22 protein-coding genes are annotated in these 25,945 nt (G+C 59.3%); 13 read left to right on the top strand and 9 right to left on the bottom strand.

Annotated features, from left to right (window positions below; all coding sequences use genetic code 11):
• Positions 1-11: 11 nt before the first annotated feature.
• Both purE and PSUM_RS17395 read right to left on the bottom strand, forming a co-directional pair.
• Positions 12-503: a 5-(carboxyamino)imidazole ribonucleotide mutase gene (purE, locus tag PSUM_RS17400; protein ID WP_007971731.1), complete on the bottom strand. Its 492-nt coding sequence runs from the start codon at positions 501-503 to the stop codon at positions 12-14.
• 308 nt (positions 504-811) lie between these two features.
• Entirely contained in the window at positions 812-1,726 is a 915-nt protein-coding gene (locus PSUM_RS17395; protein WP_020797940.1) for a LysR substrate-binding domain-containing protein, read from the bottom strand.
• A gap of 180 nt (positions 1,727-1,906) precedes the next feature.
• On the opposite strand from PSUM_RS17395, the gene aspA reads away from it, so the two are divergent.
• The 3 genes from aspA to PSUM_RS17380 all read left to right on the top strand — a co-directional run bounded on the left by aspA (position 1,907) and on the right by PSUM_RS17380 (position 6,339).
• On the top strand, positions 1,907-3,331 hold the full coding sequence (gene aspA / locus PSUM_RS17390; protein ID WP_020797941.1) for an aspartate ammonia-lyase: 1,425 nt from the start codon (positions 1,907-1,909) through the stop codon (positions 3,329-3,331).
• Positions 3,332-3,743: 412 nt separating this feature from the next.
• On the top strand, positions 3,744-5,195 hold the full coding sequence (locus PSUM_RS17385; RefSeq protein WP_020797942.1) for an alanine/glycine:cation symporter family protein: 1,452 nt from the start codon (positions 3,744-3,746) through the stop codon (positions 5,193-5,195).
• A 139-nt stretch (positions 5,196-5,334) separates the two neighbouring features.
• Positions 5,335-6,339, top strand: coding sequence for an asparaginase (locus PSUM_RS17380; protein ID WP_020797943.1), 1,005 nt, complete (start codon positions 5,335-5,337; stop codon positions 6,337-6,339).
• 87 nt (positions 6,340-6,426) lie between these two features.
• Here the strand turns inward: PSUM_RS17380 and PSUM_RS17375 are convergent, their stop codons facing one another.
• Positions 6,427-9,291 (bottom strand): EAL domain-containing protein, encoded by a 2,865-nt coding sequence (locus tag PSUM_RS17375; protein ID WP_083349921.1) that lies wholly within the window; start codon positions 9,289-9,291, stop codon positions 6,427-6,429.
• Positions 9,292-9,548: 257 nt separating this feature from the next.
• Between PSUM_RS17375 and uvrD the strand changes: the two genes are divergently transcribed.
• From uvrD to PSUM_RS17355, 4 genes are all read left to right on the top strand, one after another.
• A complete protein-coding gene (uvrD, locus tag PSUM_RS17370) occupies positions 9,549-11,732 on the top strand; it encodes a DNA helicase II (protein ID WP_020797945.1) in 2,184 nt (727 codons plus the stop codon).
• A 53-nt stretch (positions 11,733-11,785) separates the two neighbouring features.
• Positions 11,786-12,226, top strand: a complete 441-nt coding sequence (locus PSUM_RS17365) for an EamA family transporter (protein ID WP_033038816.1) — start codon at positions 11,786-11,788, stop codon at positions 12,224-12,226.
• Between the two features lie 178 nt (positions 12,227-12,404).
• Entirely contained in the window at positions 12,405-13,283 is an 879-nt protein-coding gene (locus PSUM_RS17360) for a Tim44 domain-containing protein (RefSeq protein WP_033038818.1), read from the top strand.
• A 138-nt stretch (positions 13,284-13,421) separates the two neighbouring features.
• Positions 13,422-13,829, top strand: coding sequence for an SMI1/KNR4 family protein (locus PSUM_RS17355; RefSeq protein ID WP_003187120.1), 408 nt, complete (start codon positions 13,422-13,424; stop codon positions 13,827-13,829).
• 23 nt (positions 13,830-13,852) lie between these two features.
• Here PSUM_RS17355 and PSUM_RS17350 read toward each other — a convergent pair whose 3' ends face one another.
• Entirely contained in the window at positions 13,853-15,616 is a 1,764-nt protein-coding gene (locus PSUM_RS17350; protein ID WP_083349922.1) for a cation:proton antiporter, read from the bottom strand.
• A gap of 286 nt (positions 15,617-15,902) precedes the next feature.
• Here PSUM_RS17350 and PSUM_RS17345 point away from each other — a divergent pair, with 286 nt between their 5' ends.
• Positions 15,903-16,385 carry an acyl-CoA thioesterase gene (locus tag PSUM_RS17345; protein ID WP_083349923.1) on the top strand — a complete coding sequence of 161 codons (483 nt, stop codon included), beginning with the start codon at positions 15,903-15,905 and terminating at the stop codon, positions 16,383-16,385.
• 62 nt (positions 16,386-16,447) lie between these two features.
• Here the strand turns inward: PSUM_RS17345 and pdxY are convergent, their stop codons facing one another.
• Positions 16,448-17,320 carry a pyridoxal kinase PdxY gene (gene pdxY, locus PSUM_RS17340; RefSeq protein ID WP_083349924.1) on the bottom strand — a complete coding sequence of 291 codons (873 nt, stop codon included), beginning with the start codon at positions 17,318-17,320 and terminating at the stop codon, positions 16,448-16,450.
• A 120-nt stretch (positions 17,321-17,440) separates the two neighbouring features.
• On the opposite strand from pdxY, the gene PSUM_RS17335 reads away from it, so the two are divergent.
• The gene (locus PSUM_RS17335) at positions 17,441-17,854 is read left to right on the top strand and encodes a DUF3301 domain-containing protein (RefSeq protein WP_020797952.1); all 414 of its coding nucleotides are present in this window, start codon (positions 17,441-17,443) and stop codon (positions 17,852-17,854) included.
• A gap of 70 nt (positions 17,855-17,924) precedes the next feature.
• On the opposite strand, the gene PSUM_RS17330 is transcribed toward PSUM_RS17335, so the two are convergent.
• Positions 17,925-18,890, bottom strand: a complete 966-nt coding sequence (locus PSUM_RS17330; RefSeq protein WP_083349925.1) for a CobW family GTP-binding protein — start codon at positions 18,888-18,890, stop codon at positions 17,925-17,927.
• A gap of 26 nt (positions 18,891-18,916) precedes the next feature.
• Here PSUM_RS17330 and PSUM_RS17325 point away from each other — a divergent pair, with 26 nt between their 5' ends.
• A complete protein-coding gene (locus PSUM_RS17325) occupies positions 18,917-19,273 on the top strand; it encodes a hypothetical protein (RefSeq protein WP_042955427.1) in 357 nt (118 codons plus the stop codon).
• Positions 19,274-19,276: 3 nt separating this feature from the next.
• Here PSUM_RS17325 and zigA read toward each other — a convergent pair whose 3' ends face one another.
• Positions 19,277-20,482, bottom strand: coding sequence for a zinc metallochaperone GTPase ZigA (zigA, locus tag PSUM_RS17320; protein WP_083349926.1), 1,206 nt, complete (start codon positions 20,480-20,482; stop codon positions 19,277-19,279).
• A gap of 94 nt (positions 20,483-20,576) precedes the next feature.
• Between zigA and folE2 the strand changes: the two genes are divergently transcribed.
• Positions 20,577-21,473 carry a GTP cyclohydrolase FolE2 gene (folE2, locus tag PSUM_RS17315; RefSeq protein ID WP_083349927.1) on the top strand — a complete coding sequence of 299 codons (897 nt, stop codon included), beginning with the start codon at positions 20,577-20,579 and terminating at the stop codon, positions 21,471-21,473.
• 195 nt (positions 21,474-21,668) lie between these two features.
• Positions 21,669-22,568, top strand: coding sequence for a His/Gly/Thr/Pro-type tRNA ligase C-terminal domain-containing protein (locus PSUM_RS17310; RefSeq protein ID WP_020797957.1), 900 nt, complete (start codon positions 21,669-21,671; stop codon positions 22,566-22,568).
• A gap of 61 nt (positions 22,569-22,629) precedes the next feature.
• Here PSUM_RS17310 and PSUM_RS17305 read toward each other — a convergent pair whose 3' ends face one another.
• Positions 22,630-23,151 (bottom strand): DUF3617 domain-containing protein, encoded by a 522-nt coding sequence (locus tag PSUM_RS17305; protein ID WP_020797958.1) that lies wholly within the window; start codon positions 23,149-23,151, stop codon positions 22,630-22,632.
• Between the two features lie 133 nt (positions 23,152-23,284).
• On the opposite strand from PSUM_RS17305, the gene cls reads away from it, so the two are divergent.
• Positions 23,285-24,724 carry a cardiolipin synthase gene (gene cls, locus PSUM_RS17300; RefSeq protein WP_020797959.1) on the top strand — a complete coding sequence of 480 codons (1,440 nt, stop codon included), beginning with the start codon at positions 23,285-23,287 and terminating at the stop codon, positions 24,722-24,724.
• 3 nt (positions 24,725-24,727) lie between these two features.
• On the opposite strand, the gene cfaB is transcribed toward cls, so the two are convergent.
• Entirely contained in the window at positions 24,728-25,915 is a 1,188-nt protein-coding gene (cfaB, locus tag PSUM_RS17295; RefSeq protein WP_020797960.1) for a C17 cyclopropane fatty acid synthase CfaB, read from the bottom strand.
• Positions 25,916-25,945 lie beyond the last annotated feature (30 nt).

Below are 25,945 nucleotides of genomic sequence, written 5' to 3'. Positions count from 1 at the left end.
CGTCAACAACCTCAGGCGATGCGTGGGTCTGGATTTTCCAGGACGCTGTCTGTCTGTTCAGCACGGAAGGTTTTCAGCACCGCGTGGAACTGCGGGTGCTTGGCGCCCAGGATACTCGCCGAAAGCAGGGCGGCGTTGATCGCACCGGCCTTGCCGATGGCCAGGGTGGCGACCGGAATGCCTGCTGGCATCTGCACGATGGAGAGCAGCGAATCGACGCCCGAGAGCATCGCCGACTGCACCGGCACGCCCAGCACCGGCAGATGGGTCTTGGCTGCACACATGCCAGGCAAGTGGGCTGCGCCACCGGCACCGGCGATGATCACCTCGATGCCACGCGCCTCGGCTTCTTCAGCGTACTGGAACAGCAGGTCCGGGGTGCGGTGGGCAGAGACCACTTTCACCTCGTAAGGGATGCCGAGCTTTTCCAGCATATCGGCGGTGTGGCTAAGGGTGGACCAATCGGACTTGGAGCCCATGATCACGCCAACCAATGCACTCATCGTCCTGCCTCTTCTCTCTGGGCGCCCGCAGGCGCATCAAAAAACAACAAGCCACGCAGAATGCGTGGCTTGATTGTACGAATTATGGCCAGGCGAACCGGCCGAAGGCCGCGCAGTATACCTCAATGAAGCAGATAAACAGCCCCCATTGCGACCATCTGTCACCCACCGCAAAGCACCGGATTTATTGACTCTAAGGTCAGTAGAAATACTCGCCATCGCCCCGCCCCCTGTAGGAGCACAGCTTGCTGGCGATGGCGATTTCGAAGACGCCATCGCCAGCAAGCTGTGCTCCTACAAAGGCATCGTTAACCGGCGGTGCCCTGCGCTGCCCCGCCCTCCAGCTTGCGCCACAACAACCGCACATTCGCCTTGCGCACCAGCGCACAGCGATACAGGCGGATCTCAAGCGGCACATGCCATTGCGGACCGCCACAGACCACCAACTCACCGCGTGCCAGTTCGGCGCGCACACTCAGTTGCGGCACCCAGGCAATCCCCAGCCCTTCCAGGGCCATGCTTTTCAGGCTATCGGCCATGGCGGTTTCATAAACAGTAGTAAAGCGCAGCGCGCGCTGGCGCAACAGCCCATTGACCGAACGCCCAAGAAACGCTCCGGCGCTGTAGGCCAGCAATGGCACGCTTGCCTCGCCCTCCAGGTCGAACAGGGGCTTGCCCTGCTCGTCTGCCGCGCACACCGGGAGCATTTCGGTGTGCCCAAGGTGCAAGGAAGGAAAAATCTCAGGGTCCATCTGCATGGCCGCGTCCGGGTCATAGAACGCCAGCATCAAGTCACAACCGCCCTCGCGCAACGCATGCACGGCGTCGCCAACGTTGGTGGCGACCAACCGTGTGGCGATGTTCAAGCCTTCATTGCGCAGTTGCGCGATCCAGCGAGGGAAAAACCCAAGAGCCAGTGAGTGTGCCGCCGCGACTTGCATCACTTCGCCCTGCCCGCCTTCCAGATGATGCAGGTGGCGCAGCACCTCACCGAGCTGCTCGACCACGGTACGCGCGGTAACCAGGAACAACTGGCCTGCCGCCGTCAGCTCGACCGGCGTGCGGGAGCGGTTGACCAGGGTCAATCCCAGCGCGGCTTCGAGGCTGCGGATTCGGCGGCTAAAGGCCGGTTGAGTCACAAAGCGGCGTTCCGCTGCCTGGGAGAAGCTGCGGGTGGCGGCCAGGGCACTGAAGTCCTCCAGCCATTTACTTTCCAGATTCATCACATCCTCCCGGACACGCACCAAATTAGGTCACACGCTCGCCGTCAACATGGCGTCACATGGGCATTATGCCGAATGTGCATAGGCCAGTGTTTAACAGCATTGGCCCAAAATTCTCCACAAGCCTAGCATTTGCAGTGTTCCGGCACAGCCCGGGTCCATATTGAGATGATTTCTATCATGTCCTCCGCTGCATCATTCCGCACAGAAAAAGACCTGCTTGGCGTACTCGAAGTACCGGCTCAAGCGTATTACGGCATCCAGACCCTGCGAGCGGTGAACAACTTCCGCCTCTCCGGCGTTCCGATCTCGCATTACCCGAAGCTGGTAGTCGGCCTGGCCATGGTCAAGCAAGCCGCCGCTGACGCCAACCGCGAGCTGGGTCACTTGAGTGAAGCCAAGCACGCGGCCATCAGCGAAGCCTGTGCACGACTGATCCGCGGCGATTTCCACGAAGAATTCGTGGTGGACATGATTCAAGGCGGCGCTGGCACTTCTACCAACATGAATGCCAACGAAGTCATCGCCAACATCGCGCTGGAGGCCATGGGTCACCAGAAGGGCGAATACCAGTACCTGCACCCGAACAACGACGTGAACATGGCGCAGTCGACCAACGACGCCTACCCGACCGCGATCCGCCTGGGTCTGCTGCTGGGTCATGACGCGCTGCTGGCCAGCCTCGACAGCCTGATCCAGTCGTTCGCCGCCAAAGGTGAAGAATTCAGCCACGTCCTGAAGATGGGCCGTACCCAGCTGCAAGACGCTGTGCCGATGACCCTTGGCCAGGAATTCCGTGCGTTCGCCACGACCTTGGGCGAAGACCTGGCACGCCTGAAGACCTTGGCACCCGAGTTGCTGACCGAAGTGAACCTGGGCGGTACCGCAATCGGCACCGGCATCAACGCCGACCCGCGTTACCAGCACCTGGCCGTTCAGCGCCTGGCCACCATCAGCGGTCACCCGCTTGTACCGGCAGCCGACCTGATCGAAGCCACCTCTGACATGGGCGCCTTCGTGCTGTTCTCCGGCATGCTCAAGCGCACCGCGGTCAAGCTGTCGAAGATCTGCAACGACCTGCGCCTGCTGTCCAGCGGCCCACGAACCGGCATCAACGAAATCAACCTGCCGGCGCGTCAGCCAGGCAGCTCGATCATGCCAGGCAAGGTCAACCCGGTAATCCCGGAAGCCGTGAATCAGGTAGCGTTCCAGATCATCGGCAACGACTTGGCCCTGACCATCGCGGCCGAAGGCGGCCAGCTGCAACTGAACGTGATGGAGCCGCTGATCGCCTTCAAGATCTTCGACTCGATCCGCCTGTTGCAACGCGCCATGGACATGCTGCGCGAGCACTGCATCACCGGCATCACCGCCAACGAAGAACGTTGCCGTGAACTGGTCGAGCACTCGATCGGCCTGGTGACCGCGCTGAACCCGTACATCGGCTATGAAAACGCCACCCGTATCGCCCGCATCGCCCTCGAAAGCGGCCGCGGCGTATTGGAACTGGTGCGCGAAGAAGGTCTGCTCGACGACGCCATGCTCGCCGACATCCTGCGCCCGGAAAACATGATTGCCCCGCGTCTGGTGCCTCTGAAGGCTTAACCAACGCTGTAGCACCGCTCACCAGGTCGAGGGACTAGACACCTCTCACCTTTTGAGGGCTTGGAGATTTCTCTCCAAGCCCTTTTTTTTACAAGCGAAAAGATCGCAGCCTTCGGCAGCTCCTACGGGGGAATGCGGTCCCTGTAGGAGCTGCCGCAGGCTGCGATCTTTTGATCTTGCACCACAACCGTGCAGACGGACGGCACTGTCATCGGTATAGTGCCGCCCCTCTTCGCGTGAGCGGTCGTCGGTAGCGAGGCCACAACCCATGCGAAACCCGAACTAACAACAAACCCGCGATATGAATCCGGGACGAACTTCGCCTGATCCGTTATGCCGTGCGCGAACGGATGTAACACGATGTTTCTTCCTGGCCAGCATCTGCCTACACAAAAAACAGCGAGGAATAACCATGCTCGAAGTCATTAACGACTTCCTCTCAGGGAAAGTACTGATCGTGCTCATTGTCGGGCTCGGTAGCTACTTCACGATCCGCTCGCGTTTCGTTCAATTGCGTCACTTCTTCCACATGTTCGCGGTGTTCCGGGACAGCCTCAAAAGCAGCGCTGGGCAACTCAGCTCGTTCCAGGCCCTGATGCTCAGCCTTGCCGGTCGTGTCGGCGCAGGCAACATCGCCGGTGTCGGTATTGCCGTGACACTGGGCGGCCCCGGTGCCGTGTTCTGGATGTGGGTGACCGCACTGGTCGGCATGTCCAGCAGCTTCTTTGAATGCTCCCTCGGCCAACTCTACAAACGCACCGATGCCGACGGCACCTTCCGTGGCGGTCCGTCCTATTACATTCAGCACGGCCTGCAGAAGCGCTGGTTGGGGATGATCATGGCGTTCCTGCTGCTGATCACCTTCGGCTTCGCCTTCAACGGCCTGCAATCCCATGCCGTGACCCACTCGCTGAACAACGCTTTCGGCCTCGACACCACCTGGACCGGCCTTGGCCTTGCCGTACTGCTGGGCCTGGTGTTCATCGGTGGGATCAAGCGCATCGCCAAGGTCGCCGACCTGCTGGTGCCAGTGAAAACCCTGGTGTACATCGGCGTGACCATCTACGTGATCGTGCTGCAGTTCGATCAGGTACCGGGCATGCTGATGACCATCGTTAAAAGCGCCTTCGGCCTTGACCAGGCATTTGGCGGCCTGATCGGCAGCGCGATTATCATGGGCGTTAAACGTGGCGTATTCGCCAACGAAGCGGGCCTGGGCAGCGCGCCGAACGTGGCCGCGGTGGCCTCGGTCGAGCACCCCGTCGCCCAAGGCGTGGTTCAAGCGTTCAGTGTGTTCCTCGACACCTTCGTGATCTGCACCTGCACGGCCCTGCTGATCCTGCTCTCGGGTTTCTACACCCCGGGCTTCGAAGGCGACGGTATTGCCCTGACCCAGAACTCCCTGGCTGCCGTGGTCGGTGACTGGGGCCGGATGTTCATTTCCGTGGCGCTGGCGTTGTTCGTGTTCACCTCGATCCTCTACAACTACTATCTGGGTGAGAGCAACCTGCGCTTTTTGATCGGTGAAAACCGCAAGGCACTGATGGGCTACCGTGCGCTGGTTCTGGTGCTGATCTTCTGGGGCGCCATCGAAAACCTCGGGACCGTGTTCGCCTTTGCCGACATCACCATGACGATGCTCGCGTTCGTCAACCTGATCGCGCTGTTCCTGCTGTTCAAGGTCGGCATGCGCATCCTGCGCGACTACGATGACCAGCGTGCAGCCGGGATCAAGACGCCGGTGTTCGATTCGAGCAAGTTCCCGGACCTGGATCTGGATCGCCAGGCCTGGCCAGCCAATCCGCCTACAGTCACCACCAAGGCCGAAGCCGTGCCGCAAGGCGTGCCCGCAGCGCAACGCTGATCGGTTAAAGTGCGAAATCCCTTGTGAGAGCGGGCTTGCTCGCGAAAGCGGTGTATCAGACAACACTAATGTCGCCTGACACTCCCTCTTCGCGAGCAAGCCCGCTCCCACAGGACATCATCGTTCTCGGAGCAGCTCCATGAATTCCTCGACCTACCCTGCCGCCCAGCACGTCATGGTGCTCTACACGGGCGGCACCATCGGCATGCAAGCCAGTGCCCACGGCCTGGCGCCGGCGTCCGGTTTCGAAGCGCGGATGCGTGAGTACCTGCACAGCCAGCCTGATCTCGTGGTACCGCAATGGCGCTTTCGCGAAATGTCGCCGCTGATCGACAGCGCCAACATGACCCCGGCGTATTGGCAGCAATTGCGTGAAGCAGTGGTCGATGCCGTGGACGTGCAAGGTTGCGACAGCGTGCTGATCCTGCACGGCACCGACACCCTCGCCTACAGCGCCGCCGCCATGAGCTTTCAATTGCTCGGCCTGCACGCACGCGTTTGCTTTACCGGCTCGATGTTGCCGGCCGGCGTGACCGACAGCGATGCCTGGGAAAACCTCGGCGGAGCCCTGGTTGCATTGGGCCAGGGCCTGGCTCCGGGTGTGCACTTGTACTTCCACGGTGAATTGCTGGACCCAACCCATTGCGCGAAAGTGCGCAGTTTCGGCCGTCATCCGTTCAAGCGACTGGAACGTCAGGGTGGTGGTGCGAAAGCGTCTTCGATTCCGGCGCAACTGCATTACAACCAAGCCCGGCAACAGGCGAACGTTGCAGTGTTACCGCTGTTTCCCGGCATCGGCGCCGAAATACTCGATGGCCTGATCGACAGCGGTATTCAGGGCCTGGTGCTGGAATGCTACGGCAGCGGTACCGGGCCGAGCGACAATCCCGGGTTCCTCGCCAGCCTGGAACGGGCGCGGGACGCGGGCGTCGTGGTGGTGGCAGTCACGCAGTGCCACGAAGGTGGCGTAGAACTGGACGTGTATGAGGCGGGCAGTCGTTTGCGGGTGGCCGGTGTGCTTTCAGGTGGCGGCATGACCCGTGAAGCGGCGTTCGGCAAGCTGCATGGCTTGCTGGGGGCAGGACTTGAACCTGCGGAGGTCCGGCGGCTAATTGAACTGGACTTGTGTGGGGAGCTGGCCTGATACATCGAAGCTTACCCATCAGCCTGTTTCCCACGCTTTAAAACTTTCCGCCAGACACATCAGGTGTCTGGCGGAAAACCTCGTCGATCAACTTACACCTTGTACTTGAAGCAACCGTGCCAGGGCCTCGGCCTCAACCGGCCGGCTGATCAGATAGCCTTGCACTTCATCACAATGTTCGGCTTTCAAAAATTCAAGCTGCTCCAGCCGTTCCACGCCTTCAGCCACCACTTTCAATTTCAAGCCGTGCGCCATCGCAATGATTGCCCGAGTGATCGCCGCGTCTGCCGTACCCTCTCCCAGGCCCCGGATAAACGCCTGATCGATCTTCACGTAATCCACCGGGATGCGCTTGAGGTAGCTCAGGGACGAATACCCGGTGCCGAAATCGTCGATCGCCAGCGTAACGCCCAAATCACGCAGTTGCTGGAACGTCGCGATAATGTGCTCGACGCTGTCGAGTAACTGGCTCTCGGTCAGTTCCAGCTCCAGATAATGCGGCGCCAACCCGGTTTCTTCCAGGACCTGACGCACCAGGCTTACCAGTTTGCCCTGACGCAATTGGTGCACCGACAGATTGACCGACACCCGAATTCCCTCAAGCCCCAGGCGCTGCCACTCGCAGGCTTGCCAGCAGGCCTGGCGCAAGACGAACTCGCCGATTGGGCCGATCAAACCGGTCTCCTCCGCCAAGCCAATGAAATCCCCCGGCGGCACACGTCCCATGGTCGGGTGGTCCCAACGCACCAAGGCCTCGGCAGCATTGAGCTTGCCCGTGGCGAGGCACAGCTTCGGTTGGTAAAACACCTTCAGTTGCTTCTCTTCGACCGCTTTGCGCAGATGATTTTCCAGCTGCAGGCGCTCAAGGGTGCTGGCTTGCAAGCTATCGGTGTAGAACTGGAAATTGTTACCCCCCAAATGCTTGGCGTGCTGCATAGCCATGTTCGACTGACTGACCAATGCGGATATTTCCCGGGCGTTGTCCGGCAACAGGCTGATACCCATGGATGCGCTGACCACCAGCTCATGACCGTCGACGGTCACCGGCACACGCAATTTGGCCGACAAGCGAGTCGCCACTCGCGCCAGACTGGAGAGGTTGCCGTAGGCATTGAACAGGACAGCGAATTCATCGCCGGACAAGCGTGCGATGGTGTCTGCCTCGGGCAATGCGTTGACCAGGCGCCGGGCCATTTTCTGCAATAGCTGATCGGCCACCTCATGACCCAGGCTGTCGTTGAGCTGCTTGAAGCGATCCAGATTGATGTGCAACAAAGCCAGGCTGCGATAACCGCCCTGGCGTACCCGCTGATGTGCTTCGCTGAGTCGTTCGCGGAACATCGAGCGATTGGCCAGCCCCGTGAGTTCGTCGTGATGGGTCAGGTAGCGCATGCGCTCCTCGGATTCTCGCCTTGCCGAGAGATCCGCGAAGAAGCCCACGATATGACTGACATTTCCCCGAGTATCGCGTACGGCGGTCAATTGCAGCCATTGCGGATACATCTCGCCACTCTTGCGGGTTTCCACCAGCTCACCCTGCCAATTGCCGTGCTGCTCCAGGGTTAGATGGATCGCACCGTAATGCCGGCGCGCATCGCGACTGCAGGGCAACTCGACCACGTTGCGTCCAAGAACCTCCTCGATTTCATAGCCAGTGACCCGGCTGAAGGCTTGGTTGACCGCGATCACGGCATAATTCGGATCGAAAATCACAATGCCTTCGCTGGCGGCCTCGAACACGGTCGCCGCCAGTTGCAGTTGCTCTTCCTGGACCTTGCTGACACTGATATCGCGCCGCGTGCCCACCATGCGAATCACCCGGCCGTTGGCGGCACGTTCCACCGCCCGTCCGCGGTCCTCGATCCACACCCAATGGCCATCGCCATGCCGCACGCGGTACTCGATCTGGTAATCCTCGGTGCGCCCCTTCAAATGCTCGACCAACGCTTTTTTCAGTGCAGGAAGGTCGTCGGGATGCAAGCGCGGTTTGAGGTGGCGCAATAATGCCGTCACCTGGTCCGGCTCCAGGCCGAACAATTCCTGGATCTGCGTGTGATGGACTTCATCGGTTTGCAGGTTCCAGTCCCACAACCCCAGTTCGCTGGCCTTCAGTGCCAGTGCCAGGCGCGCCTCACTCTTGCTCAGCGCCTGGTTGGCCGCGTCCAGCTCCAGACTGCGCTGGGCGACACGGTTTTCCAGGTCGACCTGGATTTCGCGTAATTCGTCTTCGGCACGCCGACGCTGATCGATTTCCCTGGCCAGCTTTTGATTGAGCTGATCGCTGCAGTTCTGCGCCTGCTGCAGATTCTCGATCAGCGCCTGATTCTGGAAGCGTCGCAACAGGCCCCGATCGATCAGCCGGTTCACTTGCCAGGCAACCACACTCAGCGCACCCAGCAAAATCAAGCCGAACCAGCCCCAACCGTGCTCATCCCCACCCCAGAACATATAGGCAATGGCCGGCAACAGGCAGGGTAAGGTGAAGGACAGGAACGCCGGCAAACTCACCGCATAGGCCACGCTGGCCGACAGCGCCGCGGCGCCGATCAGGCCAAAGACCCAGGCTTGTTGAATGAAGTTATCGGCAGGAACCAGAGCAATACCGGCGCCAGCCAGGGTCAGGCCCGTGAGACCCGAGCCCAGTAAAAACATGCGCCGCCAGATCGGATGAGCCTGGCGGTTGGGAATCGCCGAATCGAAGGCCGCCACCTGGATCACCCGCAATGCCACCAGCGACAGCAACCACACCAGCCAGACACTGACCAGGAAGTAGCGCTGCGGACTCCAGAGCAATCCAGCGCAGACCAGGCCATTGATCAACATGAACAGCGTGGGCAGCAAGGACCCCTGATACAACAGACGCGTGCGTTCGACCGCCATTTCCATGGCGTATTGTTTACGAATAACCCTGGGCTCCACAGTAGGGCCCGACAGGTCGAAGCTGAGGGTCATAGGCAGTGTTCTTGTTCTTATAATGATGAGCATGTGCCCGAAACGTCGACGGAGCATACACAAGCCAATGCCCGGACCAAACTGCTCCCGATCAAAAAACAGACCAAAGTATCAGCCGCCAGCGGTGGCAAAATGCCGCCAAACAGGCACGGCAAACGATTGCAGCCGATGACTGACCGGTCGTCCCTTGCGTAACTTTCATCGGCTAAAACGAAGCGGGGTTTGCCCGGGGTGACGCGGCCCCCTAGAATGGCCCGATGCGCGATGATCTCTCCCTTCTGCTGAACTCTCTCAACGATGCCCAACGCCAGGCCGTAGCTGCCTCCGTGGGTCGTCAGTTGGTCCTGGCCGGTGCTGGTTCCGGTAAAACCCGAGTGCTGGTGCACCGTATCGCCTGGTTGATCCAGGTCGAAAACGCCTCGCCCCACTCCATCCTGTCGGTGACCTTCACCAACAAGGCTGCTGCCGAGATGCGCCATCGCATCGAGCAGCTGATGGGTATCAACCCGGCCGGCATGTGGGTCGGCACCTTCCACGGCCTGGCGCACCGCTTGCTGCGGGCGCACTGGCAGGAAGCCGGCCTGAGCCAGACCTTCCAGATTCTCGACAGCGACGACCAGCAACGCCTGGTCAAGCGGGTGATCCGCGAGCTCGGCCTGGACGAACAGCGCTGGCCCGCCCGTCAGGCCCAATGGTTCATCAACGGGCAGAAAGACGAAGGTCTGCGCCCGCAACACATTCAAGCCAGCGGCGACCTGTTCCTGGCGACCATGCGCAGCATTTATGAGGCCTACGAGGCCGCGTGCCTGCGCGCCGGTGTCATCGACTTCTCCGAATTGCTGCTGCGCGCCCTCGACCTGTGGCGCGATCACCCTGGCTTGCTGGCGCACTATCAGAAGCGCTTCCGGCACATTCTGGTGGACGAGTTCCAGGACACCAACGCCGTGCAGTACGCCTGGTTGCGCCTGCTGGCCAAAGGTGGCGACAGTCTGATGGTGGTCGGCGACGACGACCAGTCGATCTATGGCTGGCGTGGCGCGAAAATCGAGAACATCTACCAGTACTCCGAAGACTTCCCGGACGCCGAAACCATTCGCCTGGAGCAGAATTACCGCTCCACCGCAGGCATCCTCAAGGCCGCCAACGCCTTGATCGCCAACAATACCGGGCGCTTGGGCAAAGAGTTGTGGACCGACGGCGGCGACGGCGAAGCGATCAACCTGTACGCCGCGTTCAACGAACACGACGAAGCTCGCTACGTTGTCGAAACCATCGAAAGTGCGCTGAAAACCGGCTTGGCTCGCAGCGATATCGCGATTCTGTACCGTTCCAACGCCCAATCGCGCGTGTTGGAAGAAGCCTTGCTGCGCGAGCGCATTCCCTACCGCATCTACGGCGGCCAGCGCTTCTTCGAACGTGCTGAAATCAAGAACGCCATGGCCTACCTGCGATTGCTCGAAGGCCGTGGCAACGATGCCGCGCTGGAACGGGTGATCAACGTGCCAGCCCGGGGCATCGGCGAGAAAACCGTCGAAGCGATCCGCGACCACGCCCGCCACAGTGATGTGTCGATGTGGGAAGCGATGCGCCAGCTGGTGGCCAATAAAGGCGTTACCGGCCGCGCAGCCGGCGCGCTGGGCGCGTTTGTCGAGTTGATCGAGAACCTTGCCGCCAAGTGCATGGAAATGCCGTTGCACCTGATGACCCAGACCGTCATCGAACAGTCGGGGCTGATCGCCTATCACGAAGCGGAAAAAGGCGAGAAGGGCCAGGCCAGGGTAGAAAACCTTGAGGAACTGGTCAGCGCGGCGCGCAACTTCGAAAACAGCGAAGAGGACGAGGACCTGACGCCACTGGCAGCCTTCCTCGGTCACGCCTCGCTGGAAGCCGGCGATACCCAGGCCGACGAACACGAAGACAGCATTCAATTGATGACCCTGCACAGCGCCAAGGGCCTGGAATTTCCCTATGTGTTCCTGGTGGGCATGGAAGAAGGCCTGTTCCCGCACAAGATGAGCCTGGAAGAACCCGGCCGTCTTGAGGAAGAACGTCGCCTGGCCTATGTCGGCATCACTCGGGCCATGCAGAACCTGGTGATGACCTATGCCGAAACCCGACGCCTCTACGGCAGCGAGACCTACAACAAGGTTTCGCGGTTCGTACGCGAAGTGCCCAAGGGCCTGATTCAGGAAGTACGGCTTTCCAACAGCGTCAGCCGGCCGTACGGCGGCAATCAGTCGATGAGTGGCAGCAATCTGTTCAGCGGCAGCGAGATTCCGCAGACCGGCTTCAGCCTGGGCCAGACTGTACGCCACTCGATCTTCGGTGACGGCGTGATCCTCAACTTCGAAGGCGCCGGAGCGGCGGCTCGGGTACAGGTTAACTTCAGCGAAGGCAGCAAGTGGCTGATGCTGGGGTATGCCAAGCTGGAAGCGATCTAAAGACCGCCGCTCCCACAGGGTTATGCATCGTCTGAACTGAAAGGAAACGACTCATGGGCTCAGGCTTCTTTTCTTCCTGGACATTCTGGGCCCTGTTATCGGCAGCATTCGCGGCAATGACCGCCATTTTCGCGAAGATCGGTGTCGAAAACGTCAATTCAGACTTCGCCACCCTGATACGCACGGTGGTGGTGCTGGTCAGCCTGGCCTTGATTTTGTGCGCCACGGGCCAATATCAGTCTTTAGGATCGATCTCCTCCAGAAGCTACCTGTTCCTGTTGTTGTCGGGCCTTGCCACCGGTGCCTCGTGGATTTGCTACTTCCGCGCACTCAAGGTCGGCCCGGCCTCACTGGTTGCCCCTGTGGACAAACTCAGCGTGGTGCTGGTAGCCGTGCTCGGTGTGGTCCTGCTGGGCGAGAAGCTTGATCTGCGCCAATGGAGTGGGATCGGCCTGATCACGGCGGGCGTCATCATGCTCGCGCTGCGACGATAAACATCTTCCTACAGAACTTATCCACTTTTCCTACAGACCAAAGTTAACAAGCCCTATTGCACTGACTGAAGCTGAATGCAACCTGTCAGGCAAAAGCTCGAAACACTCTGCCGCTAGCCAGTAACACTTCAGCTGTGCAACATGGCGCGCGTGCCTTCCACAAATGGGAATTCCCTTTATGAAACGTTTTCTTAGCATCGCCATGGCGTTGTGCATCGGCTTGACGATGAGCCTCGACGCCAATGCCGCCAAGCGCTTTGGTGGTGGCAAAAGCGCAGGCGCTGCGCCGACACACCAGACCAGCCAGATGGCTCCTTCTTCTCCAGGCATGGGCGGCGCTGCAGCGACCGCTGGTGCAGCCGGTGCCGCTGGCGCCGCAGCCAAGGCCGGTGGCGCTTCGCGCTGGCTCGGCCCTCTGGCCGGCATCGCCGCTGGTGGCCTGCTGGCATCCATGTTCATGGGCGACGGTTTCCAGGGCATGCAGATCCTCGACATCCTGATCATGGCGGTCATCGCGTTCCTGGTCTTCCGCTTCATCGCCGCTCGTCGTCGCAAGCAGCAGCCGCAAATGGCTCCGGCAGGCTACGCGCCGATGCAGCGTGAGGCGTTCGAACAGAAGCCTGCTGGCGGTTCGATCTTCGGTGGCGCGGCAGCACCGGTTGCCGCTCGTCCGGTAATCAACGCTCCGGCCTGGTTCAACGAACACAACTTCATCGAAGCTGCGCGCAATCACTTCCAGTCCCTGCAGCAACACTGGGACGCGAACGAAATGGACAAGATCGCCGAGTTCGTGACCCCGCAAATGCTGGAGTTCCTCAAGCGCGAACGTGCTGACCTGGGTGACGGCTTCCAGTCCACCTACATTGATAACCTGAATGTGCAATTGGACGGCGTAGAAGATCGTGCCGACAAGACCATCGCCACCCTGACCTTCAGCGGCGTGTCGAAGACCTCGCGTTTCGACCAGGGCGAAGTGTTCAGCGAAAGCTGGAACATGGAACGTGCACAGGGCGAAAACCAGCCTTGGCTGGTGGCTGGTATCCGCCAGAACGGCTGATTCCCCTCCGCGCTTCACTTGTTGTAATAAAAACCCCAGCCTCGGCTGGGGTTTTCTATTTCGCGGTTGCATCTATAGCGAGCTACTGTATAAACCGCCCCATATAAACCGCGCCATACAAGCAAGAGGATCCCGGACGTGGAAGAAATCATCGAACAACTGCGTGAAGCCAACGAACCGGTACCGGTCCCCTTGGAGTTGCCCGACGAAGATCTGCTGGTCGAAATCGAAGAACAACTGTTCATCGACATTCCGTTCGTCTTCAGGGAGTTCCTGCTGACCGTCAGCGACGTGGTCTATGGCAGCCTGGAGCCCGTGACCGTCACGGACCCGCAATCCCACACTTACCTGCCGGACGTTGCCGCCAACGCCTGGGATGCAGGCGTCGATCGCAGCCTGATCCCGATCTGCCAGGACGGCGACGACTACTACTGCGTCGAAGAAGACGGCACCGTAGTGCTTTGGCAGGCCGAAGAAGAGCTGATCGCCGAAGAAACCTGGGAATCGGTATGGCACTGGGCGCGGGACGTCTGGCTGGAAAGCTGAGCCGTTCGACGCCCCTCACATGATCAATGCCCCGGCGAATCCTTGTGGTTTTCCAGGGTATCGAGCAAGGCTACCTGCATCCGTGTGTGCACTCGGATGAACCAGCGCCAGAGCAACGCCGCTACGGCGGCCGCGACCACGGCGATCAGGACCAGTAACTTGTTGGTCGGCAGAATACTGGCCGACAAGGCTGCCAGCAGCAGGAAAATCACCAGCAGCGAGAGGATCGGGATCACTTCGGAGATCACCCGGCGCACTCGCTGCGTGTGACGACCCGCCATCTCCGGTTTGACACCCATTTCCGCCAGCAACATCGACAACGCCTTGAGCTTGCGATACGCGGCAATCAGGAAAGGCAGCGACAGTAGCAGCGCCCCACCCCAGATCAGCGCTTTCTGCCAGCTCGAGTCGCTGATCCAGTCTTGCAGATAGGTAGACATGCCTTCGGCAAAGTAAGCACCGGCGAAGAAGATCGCAATCACCAATGCCAGATTGACCCCCACCTGCAGCAAAATCCGCCGAATCATCGAAGCCAGCAACGCACCCTCGCCCTGCGGTTGAATACTGCGCAGCCATTCGCCATACATCCCCAACACCCGAGCCAGCCGTTGCGGCATCACCGCGGCCAGCTTGATCGACAGCGGGTCGGCCGCGCGGATCAGATAGGGCGTCATTAGCGTGGTGAGCACCGAGACCGCCACGGCCACCGGGTAAAGGAAGTTACTGGTGACCTGCAGGGTCATGCCCAGCGATGCAATGATGAAAGAGAATTCGCCAATCTGCGACAGCCCCATCCCGACGCGAAGCGAAGTTCGTCCGTCATTGCCGGCGATGAAGGCGCCAAGGCCGCAGGACAGCATCTTGCCGAGCACCACCGCCACGGTGATCACCGCAATTGGCCAGGCGTATTGCAGCAAAATCATCGGGTCGAGCATCAACCCGATCGCCACGAAGAAGATCGCGCTGAACAAATCGCGAACCGGTTCGATCAAGCGCTCAATTTTCAGCAACTGACGAGACTCAGCCATGATCGCGCCAATCAGGAACGCACCGAGCACCATGCTGTACTCAAGCTTGACCACCAGCAGGCAGAAGCCAAAACACAGGCCCAGCACGGTGATCAGCAGCATTTCGTTGCTCTCGAACCTGGCCACGTACGCCAGCAAGCGCGGCACCAGCAAAATGCCAATGACCAGCGCGACGATCATGAACAGCGAAAGCTTGCCGACAGTGGAGAACACTTCGCCCGAACTGACCGTGCCGCTGACCGCGATACTGGACAGCAAGGCGATGATGCCGATACCGAGGATGTCTTCGACGATCAGTACGCCGAAAATCAACTGCGCAAAGCGCTGATTTTTCATCTTCAGGTCATTGAGTGCCTTGACGATGATGGTGGTCGAGGAAATGGCCAGGATCGCCCCGAGAAATAGCGAGTCCATTGTGTTCCAATCGAACCAGCGGCCGATTTCGTAGCCGATCCAGATCATCAGAACGATTTCCAGGAACGCCGCGATAAACGCCGTGGCACCGACCTTGAACAGCTTGCGCAGGCTGAACTCCAGGCCCAGGCAGAACATCAGGAAAATCACCCCCAGCTCCGCCAGGGTCTTGATGGTTTCTTCATCGTGGATCAGGCCGAACGGTGGAGTGTGCGGGCCAATAATGAAGCCGGCCACAATGTAGCCCAGCACCACCGGTTGCTTGAACCGATGGAACAGTACGGTCACCACGCCCGCAACCAACATGATCACTGCCAGATCCTGAATAAAACTGATGGCATGCATGGCGTGGGCTCCTTGGGTGCATTGGCTTAATCATCGGACGCGGCTAAGCGTCCGATTCGAGCAGCGTAAAATTCTGCTTTGCGTGTAGGACTTTTCCCTTGGTCCGGGCTTTTGCAGGGTAACACCGCGACTTCCGGCGAAAAGGCGGTGCAATATATGGAAACAGATCGATCAGGCGTGACGGCGGCCGCCCGCGCGGCGTCCCGATATCTGTTGGTTTGAAAAAACCGCTGAAGCGCCCGCAGAGGTGCGTCCCTCAAACCTTGCCTTGACCCGTGAGAACGCTATGGAACCCGGAAACGCCCAGCTGTCGATGACAGTATTGATGACCCCCGACATGGCCAATTTCTCTGGCAATGTTCATGGTGGCACCCTGCTCAAATACCTCGACGAAGTGGCCTACGCCTGCGCCAGCCGCTATGCCGGCCGCTATGTGGTGACCTTGTCGGTAGACCAGGTGATTTTCCGCGAGCCGATCCATGTCGGTGAACTGGTGACCTTCCTGGCGTCGGTCAATTACACCGGCAACACCTCCATGGAGGTGGGCATCAAGGTGGTGACCGAGAATATCCGTGAGCGCTCGGTACGCCATACCAACAGCTGCTTCTTCACCATGGTCGCCGTGGATGACCAGCGCAAGCCCGCCCCGGTGCCGCCACTGCAACCTCAAAACAGTGAAGACAAGCGCCGTTATATCCAGGCCCAGCAACGTCGTCAGATTCGTCAGGAGCTGGAAAAGCGTTATCAGGAAATCAAGGGCGACGCTTGAAGCAAAAGATCGCAGCCTCTGTAGAAGCTGCCGCAAGCTGCGATCTTTTCGCCGTAACCGGATTACAAACTGATCGGCGTGGCCTCGAACCGCACGCGCGGATGGGTGATCCGGTCCTGAGCCCGAACCAGTTCCATTTCGTAACTGGCGCAGGCCTGGGTCTCCAGCAACACTTCATGCACCGCCGACGCGGCGAATTCGAAAGCCGCCACCAGGCTATCGCCCAGCAGGACGCGGGCCAGGAACAACCCGGACGTCAGGTCGCCAACACCCACCGGCTGACGCGGAAACGCCAGCAGCGGACGCTGCAGGTGCCAGCTGCCTTCGGCCGTCACCAACAACATCTCAAAGACATCGGTTTTTTTCCCGGGATAATCCAGGTGCTTGACCAACACCGCCTTCGGCCCGCGTGCCAGCAGCGCCCGCGCCATCGCCAGGCAATCGAACAGCGACTGCGGCTTGCGCCCCGAGAAGCTGTCGAGCTCCAGTTGATTGGGGCACATGAAATCGGCCACGCTGGCGGCCTCCTCCAGCAGGAAATCGCTGACTTCCGCCGGTACGCTGCAGCCCTTCTCCGGATGGCCCATCACCGGGTCACACAGGTACAACGCCTTGGGATTGATCGATTTGATCTTCGCCACACCCGTCAGGATCGCCCTGCCCTGGGCTGCACTGCCGAGGTAACCGGACAGCACCGCATCGCAGTTGCCCAGCTCGCCAATGGCCGCGATACCGTCGACCAGATCGGGAATCTGGTGCGGTGCCAATACGTCACCCGCCCACTGGCCGTATTGGGTGTGATTGGAAAACTGCACGGTGTTAAGCGGCCAGACATTCACCCCGACCCGCTGCATCGGGAAAACCGCGGCACTGTTGCCTGCGTGACCGAACACCACGTGGGACTGGATAGCAAGCAGATGGGGTGTACGTTTCATGCGGTGAGTTATCCGTAAAACGATTGAAATTCGTGCCGCGCAGTATGCGACTAAACGCAGCCTGTACGACAGACCAACGACACAGTTAAGCTGACACTATCTTGTTGGAGCGCCCTGTAGATGCTGACCCTTGGAAATATTCTAGTGCTGATGCTTTTCGCTACCGCGGCTGCCTGGCTATGGCACAACCACGGCTTGCGCGAACACGCACTCGAGCGGGTCAAGCAGCATTGCGCCAAGCTCGGGATCGAGTTGCTGGATGGCAACGTAGCATTGAAAAAAATCGCGTTCATCAAGGATGCCAATGGTCGGCGACGATTGGCCCGTGTGTATAACTTCGAATTCACTGTAACCGGCGAAACCCGCCACAACGGCACCATCACCCAATTCGGCCCACACAGCGCACAGATCGAACTGGCGCCTTATCCTGTGCCATTCGACGACACCGCCACGGTGGTCGACGTGGTCAAGCCGCGTGCCGAGGTGATCGAATTGAGCCAGTGGCGGCAGGAACATACCAAGTGGCGGCCTTGAACTAACGCAACTGGCGATCCCTGTAGAAGCTGCCGCAGGTTCGGCCTGCGTTCGGACAATCTTTTGATCCTCACCCCAACCGACAGCCGTCCAGTCCTCGTTGCAGCACCTGAACATCCTGCATCTGACTGAAAATAAGCTCAATCCGCGAGTCCTGGCGCCATTCGCTGGACCGCCATTCCAGCGCCGCATTATCCAGTGCATTCGCCGACATCCACCCCTCGACGCTGTGGATAACCAGCTTGGCCCGCCGCCAATCAAGGCCTGCGAGCCAGCGAGCGATCCTGTTAGTGTCAAAGGTCTGGCTCGGATGCCAGCGCCAACCAATGCTCCAGCTGTCCTCCTGCGCCTGGCTCAAGCAAATCGGTAGCGCCGGATCGGTCCAGATCGCCGGTAACTGTGCCAAACCCTTGGGCGCCACGAAGTTATCCACACCCGCCACAGCCTGCGCGGCCAGGCCTGGCAATTGGCTCAATGGCAAGGCTGCATGGTGCGCCCAATACATTGGGCGCTCCGGCAACTGCGCGACAAGGCGTTGCCGAGCGATTTCATCGAGGTGTTCCGCCTTGTTCAGCAGCAACAGGCCAGCACTCTCCAACGCCTCCCGTTGCGCCAGCGGGAGCGGCTTGCCAGCAGCCAGCGCCTGGGCGTCCAGTACCAGAACGCAGGGCTGGACACTCAGGACACCTTGCCACGGCGTTTCACGCAACTGCCGGATCAACTGCGCCGGATGCCCCAACCCGGACGGCTCGATGAACAGTCGATCCGGTCGCGCCTTGCGTAATAAACGGCCGAGACCGACCTGAAACGGCGCACCGTTGACGCAACACAAACAGCCCCCGGCCACTTCACCCAGTGCGATACCATCGGCATCACGGGTCAACAACGCGGCATCGATACCGATCTGTCCGAATTCGTTGATCAGCACCGCCCAGCGCTCGCCAGCGGGACGTTGCGCCAGCAGGTGGCTGATCAGGCTGGTCTTACCGGCCCCCAGTGGCCCGGCGATGACATGGGTGGGTATGTTCTGCAACATGATCGAAGGTGTCTTGGGAGGTAAGAATGCGGTGGATAGGCGTGTCGTTGCTGCTGGCGCTCAATAGTGGCGAGGCGCTGGCCCAGGCTTGCGTGGTCCACAGCCAGGCGGAACGGCTTGACGTGAAAGTCTGCCAGCAAAACCGCAACATTCCGCAAAAACTGTTCGCCGATGGATTCTGCCAGCCAACCCTTGCAGGGCAGAAAGTCGAAGTGCAGTACGTCGACCAATGCCCTGGTGGGGCGTTCGGCCTGTGCAGCAACGCCCAAGTCGCCAATATGCCTTACCGGCAGGATATTCACTATTACGGCGTTGCCACGGATGCGGCGTATTTGAAGCCGTTTTGCGAAGCCCAGAGCCAGGGAACCTGGCTCGAGCCTTGAGGATCAAGCGGCCTCTTCATACCAAGGGCCAAACGGATCAGGCAACGAGCACCAGCTCTCTGCGCCTGGCGCCATCTCTTCATCGCTCAACAGACAATCGTCCAGCTCGGCGGCAAGTTGCGCGAAATCGACGTTCTGGCCGATGAACACCAGTTCCTGCCGGCAATCGCCACTATCAGCGTCCCAGTTCTGCAGGATGGCGGCGGTGCTTTCCTGATCCTGCGGCCACTGATCCTTCGGCACGAAACGCCACCAGCGCCCGGCAAAACCATAACGCATCATTCCGCCGGCCTGGGACCAACTGCCAGCGTCCGTGTGTTTGCTCGCCAACCAGAAGAAGCCCTTGGAGCGCAACAGCTTGCCATTGAGCCACGGGCCATCGATGAAATTGAAGAAGCGTTGCGGATGAAAGGGGCGACGCGCGCGATAGGCGTAGGACGCGATGCCATATTCATCGGTTTCCGGCACGTGTTCACCACGCATTTCCTGCAACCAGCCCGGTGCCTGCGCCGCTTTCTCGAAGTTGAAACGACCGGTATCGAGGATCTTCTCCAACGGCACTTCGCCCATGACCATCGGGATGATTAGCGCCTGCGCATTGAGGCGTTCAAGAATCGCCGTCAGCTCCTCGCGTTCTCGGCTACTGATCAAGTCAATCTTGCTGATCAGGATGACGTCGGCGAATTCGATCTGCTCGATCAACAGATCGGTGATCGCGCGTTCATCTCCCTCGCCCAGCGTTTCGCCTCGTGACGCCAGGCTTTCGGCAGCCTGGAAATCGAGCAGGAAATTCATGCCATCGACCACGGTAACCATCGTGTCGAGCCGGGCGATGTCGGTGAGGCTCTGGCCGTTTTCATCGCGGAAGGTAAAGGTCTCCGCTACTGGCAGCGGCTCTGAAATGCCAGTTGATTCGATCAACAAGTAATCAAAACGACCCTCCCCGGCGAGCGAGCTAACCTCCTTCAGCAAGTCTTCCCGCAACGTGCAGCAGATGCAGCCGTTGCTCATCTCCACAAGTTTCTCTTGCGCACGATTGAGACTGACATCGCGCTGGACTTCACTGCCGTCGATATTGATTTCACTCATGTCATTGACGATGACAGCAACGCGCAGACCATTTCTATTACGTAGTATGTAATTAAGAAGTGTACTTTTTCCGGCTCCAAGAAAGCCCGAGAGGACTGTCACGGGAAGGCGATTTGGCATCAGAAGCTCCTCACAGGGTACCCGGTGAAATTATCGGGCTTGTCTTAATGTTATCATATAACATTACACAACAAACTCCACTATGGACCTGCTCATGAATGCGCTGACTCTGCCGGATATCGCCGCGCAGGCTTTACGCCAAGCCCACCCATTGGAATGGGTGGGCATGTGTGGCATTGCTCTTCCTGTTTTACTCGACGGCAAAAAATTGCCTGCGACGGCCGACGCGGGTGTGAGCCTCGATAACGGCGAGGCGCGTGGGATTCATATGTCGCGGCTGTATCTGGGGTTGGAAACGCTTGAGCAAGAAACGCTCTCGCCCGGTCTGCTACGACGGGTTTTGCATAGTTTCCTGATCAGTCACGAAGGGCTATCAAACAACGCCTACCTGACTATTCACACCGATTTGCTGCTGAAAAGACCGGCATTGGTCAGTCCTCTGTCTGGCTGGAAAAGCTATCCCGTCAGCATCGAAGCACGTTTGAAAAACCAGATGTTCCACGTGGAACTAAAAATGGCACTGCCTTATTCCTCAACCTGTCCTTGTTCAGCCGCGCTGTCCCGACAACTGATCCAACAGCAATTCGTCGATGATTTTGCCAACCGGACTTTGCATCACGACGAAGTACTCGCTTGGCTCGGTTCCCCTGAAGGCATTGTTGCGACGCCCCATAGTCAACGCAGTACGGCGCAACTGAGTCTGCGATTGCACGAGAGCCTGGATGAATTGCCGCTGGTCGCAATCATCAACGACGCCGAGGCAGCCCTCGGCACCGCCGTACAAACCGCTGTCAAACGGGCTGATGAACAGGCGTTCGCCTTGGCTAATGGTCAGAACCTGATGTTTTGCGAAGACGCTGCTCGACGCTTGAACCTGGCCCTGAAACGCTCACCCGGCGTCAGTGGGTTCCAGATACGCGTCATCCATGCTGAAAGCCTGCATGCCCACGATGCCGTTGCCGAGAGTCGGTGGAACTGGGAGGCCGCATAATCCATTTACAGGCATTGCGCCAGGCTCTGTACCGAAGTTATGGCGCGCATCAACAATCAATCTGCTGCGCGCCTACAGGGCTTTCTAGAAAGAGTTTTGAGTGGGCACGACAAACGTCTACATGACAGCGGCCGGGTTTTGGATCTAAGGTTAAGCCGCTGACGCATGTGATCGAAGCATTCGAGAACAAAAACTATGATCCAGATCACTCTGCCCGATGGTTCATTGCGTGAATACGATCAACCGCTGTCCGTACATGAGATTGCCGCGAGTATTGGCCCCGGGCTGGCCAACGCTGCAGTAGCGGGTCGGGTGGACGGCCTGTTGGTCGACTGTGAGTTCGTGATCCGGGCCAATGCCAGGGTCAGCATCGTTACGCCCCAGGAACCCGACGGCCTGGAGATCCTCCGACGCTCCTGTTCGCTGATGCTGGCGATGGCAGTCAAGCAATTGCATTCCCATGCTCAATTGCGAACCGGCTCGGCGTTGGGTGACGGGTTCTATTGTGAGTTCGCTGTCGAACGTCCAATGAGGACCGCTGACCTGCCGCTGATCGAAGCGCGTATGCAATCATTGGCGGCGGCCAACCACTCGATCCGTCGCAATCGCAACCACTCGCCCTCTTGCGCCGATCTGTCGCTGTATCGCCTGGGGGATACCGACTATGTGACGAGCGGCCCTCATGTGCCCACCACCAGGGTCTTACAAGCTTTCGCCCTCGATCACATCAACGGAACCTTGCAGCAAAGGATCTATGGTACCTGCTGGTCCAACCACCACGAGCTGCAGCATTGGCGCCTGCCAGCCCATGTGGTGGTGGTCAGCATGGATGACCGGCAGGCAAGTTACGCACACGCAGTTACCGAACACTTGCGCCGCAGTGGTGTGCGTGCCCTGGCGGACCTGCGTAACGAAAAAGTTCGCCACAAGATTCGACATCACAGTCAGACGGTGCCGTACCTGGTGGTGGTTGGTGAACAGGAAAGAGCTGGCGGGTATGTCAGCGTGCGCAATCGCAATGGAGAGGATTTTGGCAGGATGAAGGTTGAGGCGGTGTGCGAGTGGTTAGGTCAGCCGGGGATTGGTGGTGGCTGAACGGACGTCTTCGCGGGCAAGCCTCGCTCCTACAAAAAAGCAAGGCTCGCCCCGATGAGGTTTAGGCTCTTGGTTTTACGGTGCCGCAGTCCTGTCCCAACCAGACCGCGCGGGTATCGAGGCTACCCTTCTGCTGGATGCCGGTGGCGTTGAACGTACCGTTGACCTTGGTGGTGAACTCACGATCACTGAGGAAGGTGGCTACACCCGCGCCCTGTGCTTTCGGGCAGCTGAAACGGAACTTCCACTGATTACCGGTGCGCTCGGTGATTTCCTGTTTGCAGCCCGATTGTGGGTCGGTCAGCGGAATGTTGTCGCTCTTGACCTGCTCTGGCGTCAAGCACGCCCGAATCCCTTTGCCACCCATGGTGATGCCCTGTTTTTCCAGCTGCGCGCGCTGTTCAGGAGTCATCTGGCTTTGTATTTGACCCAGGATCAGTTGCAGATCCGGCAGGTTCTGGTCATCGACTTTCATGTTGCTCGAAGTCAATTCCCACAAACCTGGCTGAAGCATCTGCGCCTGAGCAGCCACAGGAAGTGCCAAACCAAATGCCATGGCCAAACCCAGCAGACGAACGTTCATCGAGTAACTCCTGATCAGTAGTGGCCGTTAGACGTCGCCAGCGGGCTTCGGTTCATGGGCCAATTAAATAGCGACATTCTGCACGGAACATGGTCTGTTAAGCATTGAATCTTCAGGAGCAAGGTTGCCCCCCATGGATTATTTTGGACCCCATGTCTTTGGTTATTTCATCGCGCTGCTGCACTCATTGGGCCTGATTGCAGCAATCCATGCCGTGTTGACCGTCCGCACCGCGCAAGGCTCGATTGCCTGGGCCTTGTCATTGTTGTTCATGCCTTACCTGACACTCATCCCCTACCTGGTATTCGGCCGCAGCTCCTTCGACGGCTACATCAAGGCTCGGCGCCAAGCCAACGAGGAGATGCGCAAGGCGGTCTCCGAGCTGAACTGGCGGCCATGGGTGGAGGAAGCCCTCACCGCTCGCGCATCCAGCGCCTACGCGTCGCTGAGGGCCATGCCGAAACTGGGACGCATGCCGTGCCTGGCAAACAACGAAGTGTGCTTGCTAGTGAATGGACAGGCGACCTTCGAAGCGATTTTCCACGCCATCGACCAGGCCAGGGAAGCCGTACTGGTCCAGTTCTTCATCATCCACGATGACCGGCTGGGCCGTCGCCTGCATGACTTGCTCCTGCACAAAGCCAGCGAAGGCGTGGCGATTTACCTGCTCTACGACCGAATTGGCAGCCACTCCCTGCCCCACGGTTACGTCCAGTCACTGCGCGATGGCGGCGTCAAGGTCAAAGCCTTCGCCACCCGCAGCGGCTGGCTCAACCGTTTCCAGGTCAACTTTCGCAACCACCGCAAGATCGTGGTCGTCGACGGCATGCTCGGCTTCGTCGGTGGCCACAACGTTGGCGATGAATACATGGGCGAGAAACCACCGCTGGCACCGTGGCGCGATACCCATGTGCAAGTACGGGGACCGGTGGTGGCCTGCATGCAAGAGTCCTTCGCCGAAGACTGGTTCTGGGCGGCTCGAGAATTACCGCCGCTGATCCTGCCGCAGGTTTACCCGGACGACGGAGTGCTGTGCCAGGTACTCGCCAGTGGCCCGGCGGACGCCTACGAAACCTGTTCACTGTTCTTCGTCGAAGCGATTCACGCATCGACCGAACGGGTATGGATCACCAGCCCTTATTTCATCCCCGATGAAGCGGTACTCGCAGCGTTGCGCCTGGCGGTCTTGCGCGGGGTGGATGTGCGAATCCTGCTGCCGTCGCGGCCCGACCACCGAATCGTCTACGCCGCTTCCAGCCTCTATGCCTTTGAAGCCGTGCGCGCTGGTGTGCGGGTGTTCCGCTACCAACCCGGGTTCCTGCATCAGAAAGTGGTGTTGATCGACAGTGAAATCAGCGCCATTGGCAGTGCCAACATGGACAACCGATCGTTTCGATTGAATTTCGAAGTGATGCTACTGACGGTCGACAAAGCGTTTGCTGCCCAAGTGGAGCAAATGCTAAACGACGACTTCGACCAGGCTCACGAAATCGCCAAGGAAGAAGGCCGGGAGACCCGTCGCTTGCAGCAAATCGGCATGCGGGTCGCCCGGCTTATTTCGCCCATTCTCTAGGGATCAGGGATTGTAGATATCGTCTCGCGTCCAGGGCAGCTCATGGCTGCCATCGGCGTGGGCCTTCACCGCGAGAATCTGGTGCAGGTTGATCCAGCCGCGGGCGAACGCGTAGGCACAACCGGCCAGGTACAGGCGCCAGATGCGCAGGGCTTGATCCGGCACCAGTTTCGAGGCGGCCTCCAGATTGTCTTCCAGACGTTCGCTCCAGTGATCCAGGGTCCGTGCGTAATGCAGGCGCAGGCTCTCGACATCGACGATCTCCAGGCCTGCCTCACTGATCTCGGCAGAGATCATCGACAGGTGCGGCAGTTCTCCATTGGGGAACACGTATTTCTCAATGAACTCACCCGCACCGCGTCCCACAGGACGCCCATCGGTGTGCTTGGCGGTGATCCCGTGGTTCATCACCAACCCGCCCTCTTTCACTGCGCCGAACAAGGTTTTGCAATACTCGGCCAGGTTCGCGTGCCCGACATGTTCGAACATACCGACACTGACCACCTTGTCGAAGCGTCCGTCTTGAGGCAGGTCGCGGTAGTCGAGTAACTGCAACTCGATCAGGTCCTCCAACCCTTCCTCTTTTACCCGCTCCCGGGCCAGGGCCAGTTGTTCCTTGCTGAGGGTAATACCGAACACCTTCGCACCAAACTCACGGGCAGCGTACCGCGCCAGCCCACCCCAGCCGCAGCCGACATCCAGCAGATATTCGCCAGGTTGCAGGCGCAACTTGCGGCACAGATGACGGAATTTTGCCTGTTGGGCCTGTTCAAGGGATTCACTGCCTGTCTCGAAGTAAGCGCAGGAATACGCCATGTCGCTGTCGAGCCACAGTTGGTAAAAGGCGTTCGAGAGGTCGTAATGGTAGGAGATTGCCTTGGCGTCAGTCTCCTTGTCATGCATGGTGCGGACCGGCTGATTGCCGTCGTCCTCATCCAGCAACGCCTGACTCCATTCATCGCACACGCGGATCACATCGCTGATGGAACCTTCGAGTTCCAGTTTGCCCTCGACAAACGCAGCCCCGAGCGCGTCCAGGCTAGGGTGGGTGAACTGGGTGACCATTTGTGGGTCCTTGACCACAATTGTGACACTGGGCGTCGGCCCCAGATTGAATTCATGACCGTCCCAGAGTCGCAGGCGTAGCGGTAACTGCAGATTCTGTAAGGCCGGTGGAAGTTGCGCGAGCATGGAAAATCCCCCTTGTTTCAGACGTCTGCT

It is taken from the genome of Pseudomonas umsongensis, from assembly GCF_002236105.1.
GTDB classification, from domain to species: Bacteria; Pseudomonadota; Gammaproteobacteria; order Pseudomonadales; family Pseudomonadaceae; genus Aquipseudomonas; species Aquipseudomonas umsongensis.
Note: the sequence above shows the minus strand (reverse complement) of the source record. Positions and strands in the feature narration are given on the sequence as shown.